14 protein-coding genes are annotated in these 16,122 nt (G+C 72.5%); 13 read left to right on the top strand and 1 reads right to left on the bottom strand.

Features of this window, described 5'->3' with window-relative positions; translation table 11 throughout:
- The 13 genes from HZB25_11345 to glgA all read left to right on the top strand — a co-directional run bounded on the left by HZB25_11345 (position 1) and on the right by glgA (position 14,691).
- Positions 1–1,317: a UDP-glucose/GDP-mannose dehydrogenase family protein gene (locus HZB25_11345; protein MBI5837833.1), complete on the top strand. Its 1,317-nt coding sequence runs from the start codon at positions 1–3 to the stop codon at positions 1,315–1,317.
- Positions 1,301–2,506 carry a glycosyltransferase family 4 protein gene (locus tag HZB25_11350; GenBank protein MBI5837834.1) on the top strand — a complete coding sequence of 402 codons (1,206 nt, stop codon included), beginning with the start codon at positions 1,301–1,303 and terminating at the stop codon, positions 2,504–2,506. Before HZB25_11345 ends, HZB25_11350 begins: the two co-directional genes overlap by 17 nt.
- An 8-nt stretch (positions 2,507–2,514) precedes the next feature.
- Complete coding sequence (locus HZB25_11355) at positions 2,515–3,636, top strand: glycosyltransferase (protein MBI5837835.1); 1,122 nt, start codon at positions 2,515–2,517, stop codon at positions 3,634–3,636.
- Entirely contained in the window at positions 3,606–4,583 is a 978-nt protein-coding gene (locus HZB25_11360; protein ID MBI5837836.1) for a glycosyltransferase family 2 protein, read from the top strand. The genes HZB25_11355 and HZB25_11360 overlap by 31 nt, the downstream gene beginning before the upstream one ends.
- A complete protein-coding gene (locus tag HZB25_11365; protein MBI5837837.1) occupies positions 4,580–5,764 on the top strand; it encodes a glycosyltransferase in 1,185 nt (394 codons plus the stop codon). Before HZB25_11360 ends, HZB25_11365 begins: the two co-directional genes overlap by 4 nt.
- Positions 5,746–6,441 (top strand): methyltransferase domain-containing protein, encoded by a 696-nt coding sequence (locus HZB25_11370; protein MBI5837838.1) that lies wholly within the window; start codon positions 5,746–5,748, stop codon positions 6,439–6,441. The genes HZB25_11365 and HZB25_11370 overlap by 19 nt, the downstream gene beginning before the upstream one ends.
- Position 6,442: 1 nt before the next feature.
- Positions 6,443–7,666, top strand: a complete 1,224-nt coding sequence (locus HZB25_11375; GenBank protein MBI5837839.1) for a glycosyltransferase family 4 protein — start codon at positions 6,443–6,445, stop codon at positions 7,664–7,666.
- Positions 7,667–7,715: 49 nt separating this feature from the next.
- Positions 7,716–8,813 carry a glycosyltransferase family 4 protein gene (locus tag HZB25_11380; GenBank protein MBI5837840.1) on the top strand — a complete coding sequence of 366 codons (1,098 nt, stop codon included), beginning with the start codon at positions 7,716–7,718 and terminating at the stop codon, positions 8,811–8,813.
- 27 nt (positions 8,814–8,840) lie between these two features.
- Entirely contained in the window at positions 8,841–9,914 is a 1,074-nt protein-coding gene (locus HZB25_11385) for a mannose-1-phosphate guanylyltransferase (protein MBI5837841.1), read from the top strand.
- Entirely contained in the window at positions 9,914–10,588 is a 675-nt protein-coding gene (locus HZB25_11390; GenBank protein ID MBI5837842.1) for an SPOR domain-containing protein, read from the top strand. Before HZB25_11385 ends, HZB25_11390 begins: the two co-directional genes overlap by 1 nt.
- 37 nt (positions 10,589–10,625) lie before the next feature.
- Positions 10,626–11,849 (top strand): hypothetical protein, encoded by a 1,224-nt coding sequence (locus tag HZB25_11395; GenBank protein ID MBI5837843.1) that lies wholly within the window; start codon positions 10,626–10,628, stop codon positions 11,847–11,849.
- 123 nt (positions 11,850–11,972) lie between these two features.
- Positions 11,973–12,992, top strand: a complete 1,020-nt coding sequence (gene galT, locus HZB25_11400) for a galactose-1-phosphate uridylyltransferase (GenBank protein MBI5837844.1) — start codon at positions 11,973–11,975, stop codon at positions 12,990–12,992.
- Positions 12,970–14,691 carry a glycogen synthase GlgA gene (gene glgA / locus HZB25_11405; GenBank protein MBI5837845.1) on the top strand — a complete coding sequence of 574 codons (1,722 nt, stop codon included), beginning with the start codon at positions 12,970–12,972 and terminating at the stop codon, positions 14,689–14,691. Before galT ends, glgA begins: the two co-directional genes overlap by 23 nt.
- 159 nt (positions 14,692–14,850) lie before the next feature.
- Here the strand turns inward: glgA and HZB25_11410 are convergent, their stop codons facing one another.
- Complete coding sequence (locus HZB25_11410; protein MBI5837846.1) at positions 14,851–15,996, bottom strand: aspartate kinase; 1,146 nt, start codon at positions 15,994–15,996, stop codon at positions 14,851–14,853.
- Positions 15,997–16,122 lie beyond the last annotated feature (126 nt).

Here is a 16,122-nt window from a genome sequence, read left to right on the forward strand (position 1 = left end):
TTGAAGATCGCGGTGTACGGTTTGGGGTACGTGGGCAGCGTCACCTCGGCATGCCTGTCGAAGCTGGGGCACGAGGTGGTCGGGGTGGACGTCCAGCAGTTCAAGGTGGACCAGATCCAGTCGGGGCGCACCCCGATCGTGGAGAAGGGCATGGCCGAGCTGGTGGCCTCCGGGGTGAAGACCGGCCACCTGCGGGCCACCACCGACTACCGCGACGCCATGCGCAACTCGGAGGTCTCGATCCTGTGCATCGGCACCCCCAGCGCCGAGGACGGCTCGCTGTCGCTGGACCAGGTGGCGAAGGTGTGCCGCAGCCTGGGCGAGGTGCTGCACGAGAGCCCCGGCCACCACCTGTTCGTGCCGCGCAGCACCATGCTGCCCGGCAGCTGCGAGGACTTCCTGCTGCCGGAGCTGGAGCGGGCCAGCGGACGCACGGCGGGACAGGGCTTCGACATCGCCTACGTGCCGGAATTCCTGCGCGAGGGCAGCGCGGTGTACGACTTCATGGAGGCGCCGCTGACGGTGATCGGGGTCCGGACGCCGACAGCCGCAGAGCCCCTGAAGCGCCTCTTCGCGGCCACCTCCGAGCAGGTGGAGGTGACGGCCGTGCGCACCGCGGAGATGATCAAGTACGCCTGCAACTCGTGGCACGCGCTGAAGGTGGTCTTCGGCAACGAGATCGGCAACCTGTGCAAGGCCCAGGGCGTGGACAGCCACGAGGTGATGCGGATCTTCTGCCTCGACCACCGGCTCAACATCTCGCCCTACTACCTCAAGCCCGGCTTCGCCTTCGGCGGCAGCTGCCTGCCCAAGGACGTGCGCGCCATCCTGCGGCGCGCCGAGGCGCTGCGCGTGGAGGTGCCGGTGCTGAACTCGGTGATCGCCAGCAACGACCTGCAGGTCGCCAACGCGGTGAAGCTGATCGAGAAGACCGGCCGCAAGAAGGTGGGCATCCTGGGAGTGTCCTTCAAGGCCGAGACCGACGACCTGCGCGAGAGCCCCATCATCCGGGTGCTCGAGTCGCTGGTGGGGAAGGGCTACCAGCTGTGGGTCCACGACGAGAACGTGGAGATCTCGCGCGTGCTGGGCGCCAACAAGCACTTCCTGGACTCCGAGGTGCCGTATCTCGAATCCATCCTGAAGCCCCGCGTGGAGGAGGTGCTGGAGAACGCCGAGGTGGTGGTGGTGGCCAATGCCGGCCAGGCCTACCGCGGCGTCGCCGGCCGGCTGCGCGAGGACCAGGTGCTCATCGACCTGGTCCATATCCTGGGCCCGAAGGAACCGCGCCCGAGGGGATACGTTGGCCTCTCCTGGTAGGGTCCTCATCCTCGTCGAGAACCTGACCGTGCCGTTCGACCGGCGCGTGTGGCTGGAGTCGCGCGCGCTGCGCGACGCCGGCTGGCACGTGTCGGTGATCTGCCCCGAGGGGCCGCCGTGGGTGCGGCGCCACGAGTGCCTCGAGGGGGTGCACATCTACCGCTACCCGCTGCCGCCGCCCACCCGCGGGACGCTGGACTACGTGCGCGAGTTCCTGCACTGCTGGCTGTGGACGTTCCGGCTCGCCTTCCGGGTGCGTCGCGAGCAGGGCTTCGACGTGATCCACGCCTGCAACCCGCCCGACACCTTCTTCGCCATCGGCTGGTGGTGGAAGACGCGCGGGGTGAAGTTCGTGTTCGACCAGCACGACGTGTGCCCGGAGGTGTACCTCGCCCGCTTCGGCGCCGGCAGGGGGCTGCTGTTTCGCGCGCTGCTGCTGCTGGAGCGGCTCACCTACGCCGCCAGCGACCTGGTGATCGCCACCAACCTGAGCTACCGCGAGGTGGCGCGCCGGCGGGGCGGGGTCCAGGACGGGCGCGCGGCGGTGGTGCGCAGCGCCCCGGACCTCAGCCGCTTCCGGCAGGTGGAGGAGTGCCCCGAGCTCAAGCGCGGCAAGCGCCACCTGGTGTGCTACCTGGGGGTGATGGCGCCCCAGGACGGCGTGGACTACCTGCTGCGGGCCATCCGGCACGTGGTGGAGGTGCGGGGGCGCCAGGACATCCACTTCGCGCTGATCGGTTCGGGGGACTCGTTCGAGGACCTCCGGGAGCTCTCGAAGCGGCTCGGGATCGAGCCATTCGTGGAGTTCACCGGCCGCATCCCCGACGAGGACGTGATGCGCTACCTGTCAAGTTGCGACCTGGGCGCCGCGCCCGACCCGCGCAACCCCCTCAACGACATATCCACGATGAACAAGGTGCTCGAGTACATGGCGACCGGACGCGCGCTGGTGGCGTTCGACCTGAAGGAGACCCGCTTCTCGGCCGGGGACGGCGCGCTGTACGCCGAACCCAACCGCGAGGAGGACTTCGGGGACAAGATGCTGGAGCTCCTCGACGACCCCGAACGGCGCGGCGCCATGGGCGCCCGCAATGCCCGCCGGCTCCGCGAGGAGCTGGCCTGGGACAAGAGCGCAGCCGCCCTGGTGGCGGCCTACGCGCGGCTCGGAACGCGCGGGTCCCCGCGCTGAGGCGCACCATGCGCGTGTGGTCGCGCGTGTCGGGCCTGGAGCCCGGAGGCTCGGAGCAGGTGGCGGGCGCGCTGGCCGCGGAGGCCGTGCGCGCGGGCCACGAGGTGACCCTGTCCCTGCGCCCGGCGGCCGCGCTCGACGCGTGGGCCGCGGGGATGCGCGCGGGCGGCGTGGGCGTGGAGCGCCTGGCCGAGGCGGAGTCGAAGTGGGACTGGGGTGGCATGATCCGCACCCGCGCGGCGATGGCCGTGTGCCGGCCGCACCTGGTCCACCTGCACCTGGTGCACCCCACCGCGGACCGCTACGCGCCGTTCCTGGCGCCGCGGGCCGCGGCGGTGATCGCCACCGAGCACGTCCGCCACGAGGTGCCCGAACGCAGCCAGTTGTGGCTCAAGCGCGCCGGGGCGCGGCGGCTGGCGCGCGTGGTGGCGGTCTCGGAGGCGGTGCGCCGCTCGCTGGTGGAGCACTACGGGCTGGCGGAGTCCCGGGTGACGGTCATCCGCAACGGCGTGGACCTGGCGCGCTTCGCCCCCGGTGGCGACCGGGCACGCGCCCGGGCGGCGCTGGGACTGCCCGCGCTGGGCTTCGTGGTGGGCAGCGCCGGGCGGCTCACCCGCCAGAAGGGCTTCGACCTGCTGCTCGCGGCCTGCGCGCGGATGGAGGGCGCCTTCGTGCTGGCGGTGGCCGGCGACGGGGAGGACGCCGCGGCGCTGCGCCGGCTGGCCGGGGAGCTGGGCCTGGCCGGGCGGGTGCGCTGGCTGGGCCGCGTGGAGCGGATGGAGGACTTCTACGCCGCGATTGACGTGTTCGCGCTGGCCTCCCGGTGGGAGGGCCTGCCGATCACGCTGCTCGAGGCGCTGGCCAGCGGGGTGCCCTCGGTAGCCACGGCCGTGGACGGCACGCTGGAGGTGCTCGCGGCCGGCGGGGGATCGGCCGTGCCGCCCGAGTCGGCCGAGGCCCTGGGCGCGGCGCTGGACCTGTGGCGCCACTCGGACAACCTGCGGGAGCAGGCGGCCGGGGATGCCGCGCGCGTGGGCCGCCTGTTCGACTGGCGCAACACCTGGGCCGCGTACGCCGCACTCTACGAGGAGGTGACCGCGTGGAAGCGGACCGTCTCGCCGCGGTGGTAGTGGCCCGCAACGAGGCCGTCCGGCTGCCCGCCACGCTGGCGGCGCTGGGCCGCGCGCTTGAGGGCGTTCCGGGCGCGGCGCGGCTGGTGGTGGACGCCGGCTCCACAGACGGCACCGCGCAGTGCGCCCGCGCGCACGGCTGGCCGGTGCTGCGGCTGGACCCGGCGGGCGCCACCTGCCCCGGTGCCGCGCGGGAGGCCGCGCGCCGCCACGCCGGTGCGGCGCGGCTGCTGTACGTGGACGCCGACGTCCGGGTGGAGCCGGGCTTCGTGCGGGAGGCCGCGGCGCTGCTGGACCGCGATCCCGGGCTGGCCGGGGTGGGCGGGGCGCTCCGCTTCGACGAGGGCGCGGGCGCGCCGCCGGCCTGGTGCGGCCCGCCGCGCGCAGCGCGCATGCTGGCCGCGCTGGCGATGTACCGCGCGTCCGCGCTGGAGTCGGCGGGCGGCTTCGTGCCGTGGCTCGAGTCCGAGGAGGACGCCGACATCGGCCTGCGCATCACCCGCGCCGGGAGCCGGCTGGCGGTGATCTCCCCGGGCGGGGTGCACGTGAGCGGCCCGCGCGGCGGGCTGCGCGAGACGTTTCGGCGTTACCGGGCGGGCCTGTACTTCGGACAGGGCCGCGTGCTGCGGCTGCGCTGGGGCGGGGCGCTCTTCGCCGCCACCGTCGCGCGCCAGGCGCCGTACCTCGGGGTGTTGGGGCTGTGGCTGGGGGCGGGGGTGGCCGCGTGGTTCACGCGGGCCGCGGGGCCCTGCCTGGCCGTGGCGCTGTGCGTGGCGTGGCTGGCGGTGGCGGTGCGCAAGCGCAGCCTGGTGTCCGGTTCCGTCTCGCTGGTGACCTGGCACGTGATGGCGTGGGGCCTGCTGGCGGGCCTGGCGGGGACGCCCCGCGCGCGCGAGTTCCGCGTGGAGGCCGTGCCGGACCCCGGGCCCGCCGGAGGTGGGGCGTGAACATCCGCGGGGTGTACGACAACAACCTGTACCCGCCGCTGTTCGGGGGGGCGGAGCGCATCTTCCGCATCTACCGCGGACTGGCGCGCCGCGCCGACGTGAGCGTGCTGAGCCTGCTGCGCACCCGGGATTCCGGGGCCCGCTCGGAGACCGTGGACGGCATCCGGCTGGAGCGGCGCAAGCCGGTGTACCCGACGCTGGTCTCGGTGGGCGAGCGGCTGCGCCTGTGGCCCACGTTCTGGACCTTCGGCCTGCACCGCGCCCTGGGCGGCCGGTACGCGTGGCACTTCCGCGACCCGGGCGCGGTGTACCAGTTCGACACGTTCCTGATGAGCGCATTCTACGACCGCGTGCCGGCGGGCGCCCTCAAGGTCTACCATGCGGTCAACGTGGAGACCGAGTGGTACGAGCCGCTGCTGCGGCGCCTGTTCGCCCGGCGGCGCTGGGAGGGCGTGCTGCGCGACATCGAGCGGCACGCGCTGCAGGGGGCGGACCTGGTGGCCCACGTCTCGCCGCGCGACGGCGAGCGGTTCGTGGCCGAGTTCGGGGCGCGGCGCGAGAAGCTGTTCCTGGTGCCCAACGGCCTCGAGCCGGAGCGCTTCGGTGCCCGCGACGAGGAGGCGCGCGCCGGGGTGCGCGCCCGCCTGGGATTCAAGCCCGGGCAGCTGGTGGCGGTGTTCACCGGCTCGCCGATGGTGCACAACCTGGAGGCGGCGCGGTTCATCCTGCGGCAGCTGGCGCCGGCGTGCGCGTCCCGCACGCACCTCAAGTTCCTGCTGGTGGGGGACGTGGCGCGCGGGGCGCTGCCACCCAACGCCCGCGCCGTGGGCACCGTGCCGGACGTGCTGCCGTACCTGTCCGCCGCGGACGTGGCGCTGAACCCGGTCACCTCCGGTTCCGGGACCAGCCTGAAGGTGCCGGAGTACCTGGCCGCCGGGCTGCCGGTGGTGACCACCGCGTTCGGCATGCGCGGGTTCGAGGACCTGGCCGACGCCGTCACCACCACCGACCTGGCGGGCATGGAGCGCGCGGTGGACCGCGCGAAGCCGCTGCCGCGGGACATCCGGGAGCGCCTCGCGCGCTACGCCTGGGACCGGCAGGCGGAGCGGCTGCACCGGGCCTACGAGGCGTGGTTCCAGGATCCGGGGGAGGCGCCCGCGCGATGGGCCTGTATCGACTGATCGAGACCCGGGTGCGGGACGCGCGCGACTATGCGCGGCTGGACCCGGTGAAGTCCCGGCTGGTGACGGTGCTCTCCGCCGGGGCCGCGCGCTGCCCGGCGGGCCGCTGGCTGGACATCGGGGCGGGCTCCGGCATCCACCGCGAGATCTTCGCCGGGCGCGCGGAGAGCTACGTGGCGCTGGACCCCCGCCCCCGCGGCCCCGGGGTGGTTCCGGGCACCGGCGAGGCGCTGCCGTTCCGCGACGCGGCCTTTGACACCGCGGTTCTGGCAGAGGTGCTCGAGCACGTGCCGGCGGTGGAGCCGGTGCTGGCCGAGGCCCGGCGCGTGCTGCGCCCGGGCGGCGGGCTGCTGGTGACCGCGCCCTTCGTGTTCTACGAGCACGAGGCGCCGCACGACTACCGGCGCTTCTCGCGGCGCGGGCTGGAGGTCGCGCTGGAGGCGGCCGGCTTCGACGTGCTGGACACCGGAAAGGTGTGCGGCCCGGTGGCGGTGCTGGGGCTGTTTAAGTCGCTGGCATTCCTGGCCACCGTGGGGCGGATCCCGGGGATGTGGGAGCCGGCCCTGGCGATGAACGACTGGTGCGCGCGCGTGTGCGTGCTGCCCCTGGACGGCGTGGTGGACCGCGCCGGGCGCTGGGCCCAGGGCCACTGGGCCGTGGCGCGGAAGCGGGACTGACGTGCGCGTGGTGGCGGTCAACAAGTTCCACTACCTGCGCGGCGGCGCGGAGCGCTACTTCTTCGAGGTGAACGACCTGTTGCGGCGCGCCGGGCACGAGGTGCACGTGTTCTCCATGCGCGACCCGCGCAATGAGCCGTCCACCGACGCGGCGGGGTTCGTGAGCCGGGTGGACTTCGCCCCCGGCGCGGGCGCGTGGGAGGGGCTGCGCGGCGGCGCGCGCGCGGTGTACTCGTTCGAGGCGCGGCGGCGCCTGGCGCGGCTGCTGCGCAGGGTGCGGCCGCACGTGGTGCACCTGCACAACATCGCGCACCACCTCTCGCCCTCGGTCATTGACGCGGCGGTGGCGGAGCGGGTGCCCCGGGTGCAGACGCAGCACGACTACAAGCTGGTGTGCCCGGTGTACGTGCTGATGCGCGGCGGCCGGGTGTGCGAGGAGTGCCGCGGCGGGAAGCTGTGGAACGTGCTCCGTCACCGCTGCAACCGCGGTTCGTGGGCGCGGAGCGCGGGCAGCTACGCGGAGGCCGCGCTGCACGCGGCGCGCGGCACGTACCGGAAGGTGGACGTCATGATCTGCCCCAGCAGCTTCCAGCGGGAGACGCTGCGGCGCTTCGGTTGGCCGGACGCGCGCACCGCCTTCGTGCCGCACTTCGTGCGCACCGAGGGGGTGGAGGTGTCGCCGGGTGGGCCGCTCACCGGGGGCTACCTCGGCCGGCTCTCGGCGGAGAAGGGGCTGGACACGCTGCTCGAGGCGCTGCGCCGGGCGTCGCCGCGCCTGCCCGCGGGCTGGGAGTTCCTGGTGGCCGGCGACGGGCCGCAGCGCGCGGGACTGGAGTCGGCGGCCGCGGGCCTGCCGGTGCGCTTCCTGGGCCCCCTCGCGGGGGAGGCGCTGGACGCGTTCTGGCGGCGGGTGCGCTTCACGGTGATGCCCTCGGTGTGGTATGAAGTGCGGCCCATCGCGCTGCACGAGGCCTTCGCCCGGGGCAAGTCGGCGGTGGGCTCGGACCTGGGTTCCATTCCCGAGCTGGTGCGCCCCGGCCTGACCGGGCTGCTGGCGCCTCCCGGGGATGTCGGGGGCTGGGCGGCCGCACTGGAGCGCGCCTACGCCGGGCCGGACGAGATGCTGCGCATGGGGCGGGAGGCCCGGCGGATGGCCGGGGCCGAACTGACGCCGGAGCGCCACCTGGAGGCGCTGCTGGCGGTGTATGAAAGGGCGCGCGCGTGAGCGCGGGCCGGCGGCGCGCCGGGCGCCCCATCCGACGGAGAGGCTGCGCGTGAAGATCGCCATGATCGGCCAGAAGGGCGTGCCCGCCACTTACGGGGGCGTGGAGCGTCACGTGGAGGAGCTCTCCCGGCGGCTGGTGCAGCGTGGCCACGAGATCTCGGTGTACTCGCGCATGTACTACACCGCGGTGCGCGGGCGGCACCACGGGGTGCGGATCCTGAGGCTCCCCAGCGTGAACACCAAGCACCTGGACGCCGCCACGCACTGCCTGATCTCCACCGTGGACTCGCTGTTCCGCAACTTCGACGTGGTCCACTTCCACGCCCTGGGCCCCTCGCTGCTGTCGTTCCTGCCGCGCCTGCGGGGAACCGGCACGGTGGTCACGGTGCACGGGCTGGACTGGCAGCGGGAGAAGTGGGGGCCGCCGGTGCGGTGGTTCCTGCGCCAGTGCGAGTACCCGGCGGTGGCCTTCCCGGACCGGACCATCGTGGTGTCGCGGGACCTGCAGAAGCACTTCAAGGAGCGCTTCCGCCGGCAGACCACCGTGATCCCCAACGGGACCAACGTGCCGGTGCCGCGGCCGGCGTCCAAGATCCTCAAGTTCGGGCTCGAGCCGGACAAGTACGTGCTGTTCGTGGGGCGCCTGGTGCCGGAGAAGGGGGTCCACCTGCTGGTGGAGGCCTTCCGCCGCATCCCCGGGGACATGAAGCTGGCCATCGCCGGAGGTTCAAGTTTCTCAGAGGATTACGTCAGTAAGCTGATGGAATACCGCAGCGACCGGATCTTGTTGCTGGATTATGTGTTCGGGGATGTGCTCGAGGAACTATGGAGCAACGCCCATTTTGTGGTACAACCATCCACGATGGAGGGCCTCTCGATCTCGCTGATCGAGGCCATGAGTTACGGCAAGTGCGTCCTCACCAGCGACATCCCGGCCAACATGGAGGTGGTCGAGGACTGCGCGGTTCCCTTCCAGAGCAACAACGTCGAAGACCTCGAAGGCAAGCTGAGGCACCTCCTCGGGCACCCCGAAGTGGTCCATTCGTTCGAGGAGAAGTGCAGGACTCACGTGGTCAACCGGTTCTCCTGGGACCGGATCGTGGACCAGACGGAGTCGTTGTACCGGGAAGTCGCCCGGCGGCGCTAGAGCCGCGGGACACCAAGGGGATCATCCATGCGTTACGCGGTTCTTCTGGCGGGGGGCAAGGGGGAGCGTCTCTGGCCCTTCAGCCGGGAAGCACATCCCAAGCAGTTCCTCGAGCTCCTCGGCCCGCACAGCATGCTCTCCGAGACCTGGGAGCGCGTGAAGCCGGTGGTGGGGCCGAAGCGGGCCATGGTGGTCACCTCGGAGCCGCTGGCCAAGCAGGCGGCCCGCCAGATGAAGGGCCTGCCGCCCGGCCGCGTCATCGCCGAGCCGGAGGGCAAGAACACCGCCCCGGCCGTGGCCCTGGCCGCGGCGCTGATCTCGCAGGAGGACCCCGAGGCGGTGATGCTGGTGCTGCCGGCCGACCACTCGGTGGAGCCGGTGGCGCAGTTCCGCAACGACCTGAAGCTGGCCTTCGAGGTGGCGGAGTCCACCGACGTGCTGGTCACCTTCGGGGTGCGACCCAGCCGCGCCGAGACCGGTTACGGCTACCTGGAGCGCGGCGAGCCCTTTCCCAGCTTCGAGAGCGGCCGGGTGTACCAGGTGAACTCGTTCCGCGAAAAGCCCGACCCGCGCACCGCCTCGGACTACCTGCGCCAGGGCCGCTTCTACTGGAACGCGGGCATCTTCGCGTGGCGCGCCGACGTGATCCTGGACGAGCTGGAGCGGTACCGGCCGGCCATGGTGCAGGCCGCCCGCCGCGTGGCCGGCGCGGCGAAGAAGGACTTCCCGCGCGCGCTGCGCTCCTACTACTCGCGCGTGGAGCGCATCTCGATCGACTACGCGGTGATGGAGAAGAGCACCCGGGTGGCGATGGTGGAGGCGGGATTCAACTGGGACGACCTCGGCTCGCACCTGGCGTGGGAGCGGCTGCTCAAGCGCGACCGGGCCGGCAACACCTACCGTGGCGAGGCCGTGGCGCTGGAGACCGAGAGCTGTGTGCTCATGTCCGACGACGGCCTGGTGGCCGCCCTCGGGGTCCAGAACATCGTGGTAATCCGCACCAAGGACGCGACCCTGGTGTGCGCCAAGGACCGGGCCGACGAGGTGCGGGCCCTGGTGGCGCGCATGGCCACGGAGAAGCGCTTCAAGAAGTATCTCTGATGTCCTCGCGCGGCCGGGTGTGCGGGGGAGCGGGAGGGGCGGCGCTGCCGGCCGCCCTGGTGCTGCTGTCCGCCCTGACCCTGTTCTTCGCGGCCGGCTGCACCCGCGCGCCGCGCCCGGCAGCCGCCATCACCGCCGCGCCGGTCTTCCCGATCACCGGGGACACATCCGAAGTGCTCGCCACCATCCCCGATCCGGCCACCCGGCCCCGCCCCGCGGCGCCCCTGGAACCGGAATCCGGCGACGCGACGGAACTGTCCGCGGACCCGGCCCCCGAAAGCCCGGAACTCCCGGACTCGGCCGTCTCGCCGAACGGGCAGGGGTCCGACGTCCGGCCCGACGCCCGGCCCGACGCGCCGGGGACTCCCAGCGGCCACGCCTCTGCGCCCTCCAGCGCTCCCGCCCCGCCGGAGGGCCAGGGAACGCTGTGGGTGGTGCAGGTGTTCGCCGGCGGCGACCGCGCCGCTGCCTACCGCGAGGCCCAGCGGGCCGCGCGGGAGCTCAAGCTCGGGGACGACGAAATGACGATGTCCCAGGACGGCCGCATGTGGAAGGTGCGCATCGGCTCCCCCGGCCCGCGCGAGCCCGCGCAGGCGCTCCTCGAGCGTGCGCGGCGCGCATTCCCCCGGGCTTTCCTGCTGCCGCTGCCCCCGGGCGGGGGGGATTTCCGGTGACGCCCGCGGCCGCGCCGCGGTGCGCCGGGTCCCGCCGATGAGCCGCCCCGCGCTGGTGCTGTGCGAGGACGCGCACGCGCGCACGTTCCACCCGCTCACCGACACCCGGCCGGTGTTCGAACTGCGCGCCGGCATCTTCTCGGCCCGCGAGCGCCTCGCGCGCGCCTTCCCGGACCACGCGCTCACGGTCCTGGCGCGGCCCGGAGTGGGCGCGGCCTTCGCCGCGACCTCCGGGCTCGCGTGCGGATGGATCCACGTGCCCGACGGCGCGGTGCTGGTAAACGGTCGGATCCTCGGTGGCAACGAGTGGCATGCGGTCCTGGGGCAGTTGCGGCCCGGGCAGGCCGCCACCGTGGAAGGCGAGGTGGCGGCGGCGCGGATACCCCCGAAGATGCGGGAGCGCTGCGTCGCCGCCGGTGTCCCCTGGCCCGCGGAGTTGCTGGCGGAGCTGGAGGCCGTGCCGGCTGCGGGAGAGTGGTTGCGCCACCCGTGGGACCTGGTGTCCCGCAACCCGGATTGGATCGCGCGCGACGCCGCTGCGTTCGCGCTGGGCAGCCACGCCGGGACGGTGGCGGCGGGCGCGCACCTGGAGCGGGGGGACCGCATCCACCTCGCGGCCGGCTCGAAGGTGGAACCGGGCTGCTTCCTGGATGCCACCGGCGGACCCATCGTGCTCGCCGCGGGGGCGTGGGCGCAGAGTCACACGCGCATCGAGGGGCCCTGCTACGTGGGGCCCAACACCCAGCTGCTGGGCGGTCGGATCGGCGAGGGCACCTCGCTGGGGCCGGAGTGCCGCATCGCGGGCGAGATCGAGGAGAGCGTGGTGCAGGGCTACTCCAACAAGCGCCACCACGGGTTCGTGGGGCACAGCTACCTGGGTGAGTGGGTGAACCTGGGCGCGCTGACCACCACCAGCGACCTCAAGAACAACTACGGCCCGGTGCGCATGTGGCACGACGGGGCCATGAAGGACACCGGGCTGATGAAGCTGGGCTCCCTGGTGGGCGACCACTCCAAGACCGCCATCGGCACGCTGCTGGGCACGGGCACCGTGGTGGGCGTGATGTCGAACGTGTTCCGGGTGAGCCCGCCCTCGCGCGTGGGCTCCTTCCGCTGGGTGGGCGCCTCGTCCGAAGAGGCCCACCGCTGGGACAAGGCCCGCGCGCTCCTGGCCACCGTGATGTCCCGCCGCGGCCTGCGGCCGTCCCCGGAAACCGTGGCCCTGTACGAGGCGCTGGCCGGGGAGGCCGGGGCCATTTGACACGCGGGCCCGCGGGGCCCCAATATCGAATGTCCGCCCGTCCCGGGCCGGGGTGCGGCCCCGCCCCGGGACGCGCCGCCCGCCAGGCGGCGTCCCGGGACACTCCTGGAGGATCCAAACCGCATGCCTGAGCTTCGGAAGGACCCGGTCATCGGCCGGTGGGTGATCATCTCCACCGAACGGGGGAAGCGGCCCAGCGACTTCGGCGGGCAGCCCCCCAAGCGCCGCCAGGCGTTCTGCCCGTTCTGCCCCGGCAACGAGGACAAGACGCCGCCGGAGGTGCTGGCATTCCGCGAGAACGGCTCCGCGGCCAACACCCCGGGCTGGAAAGTGCGCGTCGTGCCCAACAAGTTCCCGGCCCTGCAGATCGAGGGCAGCCTGAACCGCCGGGGCGAGGGGCTGTACGACAAGATGAACGGCATCGGGGCGCACGAGGTGTTCATCGAGACCACCGACCACGACCAGGACATGGCCGAGATGGACGTGGAGCACATCGAGTCCATCCTGTACGCCTACCGCGAGCGCATCCTGGACCTCAAGAAGGACACCCGCTTCCGCTACCTGCTGCTGTTCAAGAATCACGGGGAGGAGGCGGGGGCGTCGCTGGAGCACTCGCACACCCAGCTGATCGCCACCCCCATCGTGCCCAAGCGCGTGATGGAGGAGCTGGAGGGCTCCCGCAAGTACTTCGAGCTGAAGGAGCGCTGCATCTTCTGCGACATGGTGGACCAGGAGCTGGGCGCCGGCAGCCGCCTGGTGTCCCAGAACTCCGAGTTCGTGTCGTTCGAGTTCTTCGCTTCGCGATTCCCGTTCGAGACCTGGGTGCTGCCCCGCGACCACGGCACGTCCTTCGAGCACATGCCGGTGGAGCGCCTCCGCGGGCTCGCCGAGGTGCTCAAGGACACGCTGCTCAGGCTCAAGCGGGCGCTCAACGCGCCGCCGTACAATTTCCTGTTCCACACCGGGCCGATGCACGAGCCGCACCTCGACCACTTCCACTGGCACATCGAGATCCTGCCCAAGCTCACCAAGGTGGCCGGATTCGAATGGGGCAGTGGTTTCTACATCAACCCCACGCCGCCGGAGGATGCAGCGGCGTACCTGAGACAGATGGAGATCCATGCCACCCAGGAAACCCGCTAGCAGGAGCGCCACGGAACCGGCGCCGGCCGGCGGGCGCGCGCGCACCGGCGCACGCGCCACCGCCCGGACCTCCGGAGGCGCCCGCAAGACCAACGGCTCCACCCCCGCGCGCCGCGCGGGCGGATCGCGTCGCAGCGCACTCGAGGCCCCGGCCCGCAGGGCGCCCCAGAAGGGCAAGCTCAAGGTGGTGATGGTGTCGGCGGAGATGGTGCCGCTGGCCAAGGTGGGCGGGCTGGCCGACGTGATCGGCTCGCTGTCGCAGGTGATGAGCAAGGCCGGGCACCGCACGCTGGTGCTCATGCCCCACTACCGGAAGCTCACGCTCCCGCCAGGTTTCGAGCTGGGCCGGCCGATCAGCTTCCCGGTGCTCATGGACCGGGGCCCCGAGACCGCCACGTTCACCCCGGTGCACTGGAACCACCTGGCCTGCGAAGTCTACCTGGTGGGCGGGGGCGGATACTTCGATCGCGACGGGATCTACCTCGATCCCGCGACGGGCCTCGACTACCCCGACAACGCGCGCCGCTTCATCTTCTTCCAGAAGGCGGTGCTCGAGGGGCTGAAGACGATCGACTTCCGGCCCGACGTGCTGCACCTCAACGACTACCAGACGGGCCTCATCCCGGCGTACCTGAAGCTCTACTACGCCGAGGACTCCTACTACAAGACGTGCGCCACGGTGTACTCGATCCACAACCTCGGCTACCAGGGCCTGTACCCGCCCGAGGCGGTGCGCGAGGCGGGCATCCCGGAGAGCCTGTTCTACCCGGCCAGCCCGTTCGAGTTCTGGGGCCGCCTCAACTTCATGAAGGCCGGGGTGGTGTACGCCGACCTGGTCACCACGGTCAGCGAGCGCTACGCCTCCGAGATCACCGAGTCCAACGAGTTCGGCTTCGGGCTCGAAGGGGTGCTCAAGGAACTGGGGGGACGGCTGCGCGGAATCCTCAACGGGATCGACACCTCGGTGTGGAATCCCCAGACCGACCGCCACATCGCTCAGACGTTCGGGCCCCAGAACCTGCACCTGAAGCGCCGCAACAAGGAGGCGCTGCTCCGGAAGATGGGGCTGCCCCCGGGGCGCGCGGACGCCCCGCTGCTGGGGATCATCTCGCGGCTGGCCGACCAGAAGGGCTTCGACCTCATCGAGCAGATTTCCGGCGACCTGATGCAGCGGGACCTCTCGCTGGTGGTGCTGGGGGACGGGCAGGAGAAGTACCGCCGGCTCTTCGAGCAGCTGCGCGCCGAGCACCCGCACAAGGTGGGCTTCGAGTGCGGCTTCAACGACCCGCTGGCGCACCTGATCGAGGCCGGTTCGGACATGTTCCTGATGCCGTCCCGCTACGAGCCGTGCGGCCTGAACCAGATGTACTCGATGCGCTACGGCACCATCCCGGTGGTGCGCGCGACGGGCGGGCTGGCCGACACCGTGAAGGACTTCGACCCGGTGCGCCGCACCGGAACGGGATTCTCGTTCGAGGCCTCCACCGGGGAGGCCTTCCACGACGCCATCCGTCGGGCGCTGGACGCCTACGGCGACCCCGACGCCTGGCGCGGCCTGATGCTCGCGGGCATGAGCCAGGACTTCTCGTGGGCCGCGTCCGCGGGGCGTTACGTCGAGGCCTACGAGCAGGCCCTGGACCTGCGCCGCCGGCAGTCGTTCACTTCGTGGCTGACCGGGGTGGTGGAGGTCGGAGTCTAGCGATCCGGCGCCCCCGGGCCCGCGCGTCCCGCGCGCTGAGCCCGGGGGAGCAACCGCCGCCACGCTGCGGTCGAGGCGGACCGCAGCATCCATGCCGCGGGCAGCAGCATCGGGGGCTTCACGGGCACGCAGTTCCCGGCGCGGCCCCGGGCTTCAGGATCATGCGCCGCCTTCGCCTGGAAGCGCCAGCAGGTCCCGGTGCCAGGCGGCGCACAGCGCGGCGCCCCGCCCCGGCCGGACCAGCAGCGAATAGTGCCCGGGGCCGGCAAAGGACGCCAGCGCCCCGATGCCCTCGGACTCCGCGGTGGCCCGGGCGCGGCGCGCCAGCTGCGCAGCCGGCCCGCCGCTGGTGACCAGCGACGCCAGGTCCCCGGCGGCCAGCACCCGTGCGCCCTTGGGCCGGGGGGTCCCCTCGGGCGCCTGCGCGAGCACGCGGGCGGGGGCGCCGGCGTCCTGCTGGAGCAGCAGCAGCTGGTAGCCTTCGAGTTCCTCGCCGCCGCGTCCCGCCGGCAGTTCGAGCCACTCCACGGAGGCGGCGCACGTCACCGCCACGGGCCGGATGCCTTCCACGGATACCTCCCCGTCAATGCGGGTGCCGGGCCCGTCGTCCCACGACGAGCGCACCACGATGGGAACCGAGAGCGAATAGCCCAGGCACGCGGCGCGCGGCACGAGCACGCCCGCGCCCAGGCTGGTCAGGGTGAGCGCGCTGCGGTAGTCGAGGTGGGGGATGAGGCGCGCGCCGGGGACATGGCGCGGGTCGGCGGTCATCACGCCCGGCACGTCGGTGTAGATCTCGCAGCACTCCGCGCCGAGGGACGCCGCCAGCGCCACGGCGGTGGTGTCGGAGCCGCCGCGACCCAGGGTGGTGACCTCGCGCTCGCGGGACACGCCCTGGAAGCCGGCCACGATGACCACGCGACCCCGCGCAAGTTCCTGGCGAATGCGGTCGCCACGCACCTCGAGGATGCGCGCGCGCCCGTGCGCGGTGTCGGTGATGATCCCGCTCTGGGAGCCGGTGAACGAGATGGCCTCGATCTGCTCCAGCCGCAGGGCCATGGCCAGCAGGGCCATCGAGATACGCTCCCCGGTGGTCAGCAGCATGTCCATCTCCCGCCGGGGAGGGTCGGGGTGGATGCGCCGGGCCAGCTCCACCAGCTGGTCGGTGGTCTCGCCCATGGCGGAAACCACCACCACCAGGTCCTGCCCGGTCCGCCTGGTCCGGGCCACCCGGGCGGCCACCGAGCGGAGGCGCTCCGGGCTGCCGACGGAGGTTCCCCCGTATTTCTGAATCAGCAGGCTCATGGCCGCCCGAGGATACGGATTCCGCTCTTGGAATTCCAGCTTTCCGTGTGATTTGAGGGCGGGGATCGCGCGCTCCCGGCGGCTCGCCGGTGGCCCCGAGGGAGCGACCGGCCCCCCTTGACACCT

The organism is Candidatus Eisenbacteria bacterium (assembly GCA_016235265.1).
Taxonomy (GTDB): Bacteria; Eisenbacteria; RBG-16-71-46; order RBG-16-71-46; family JACRLI01; genus JACRLI01.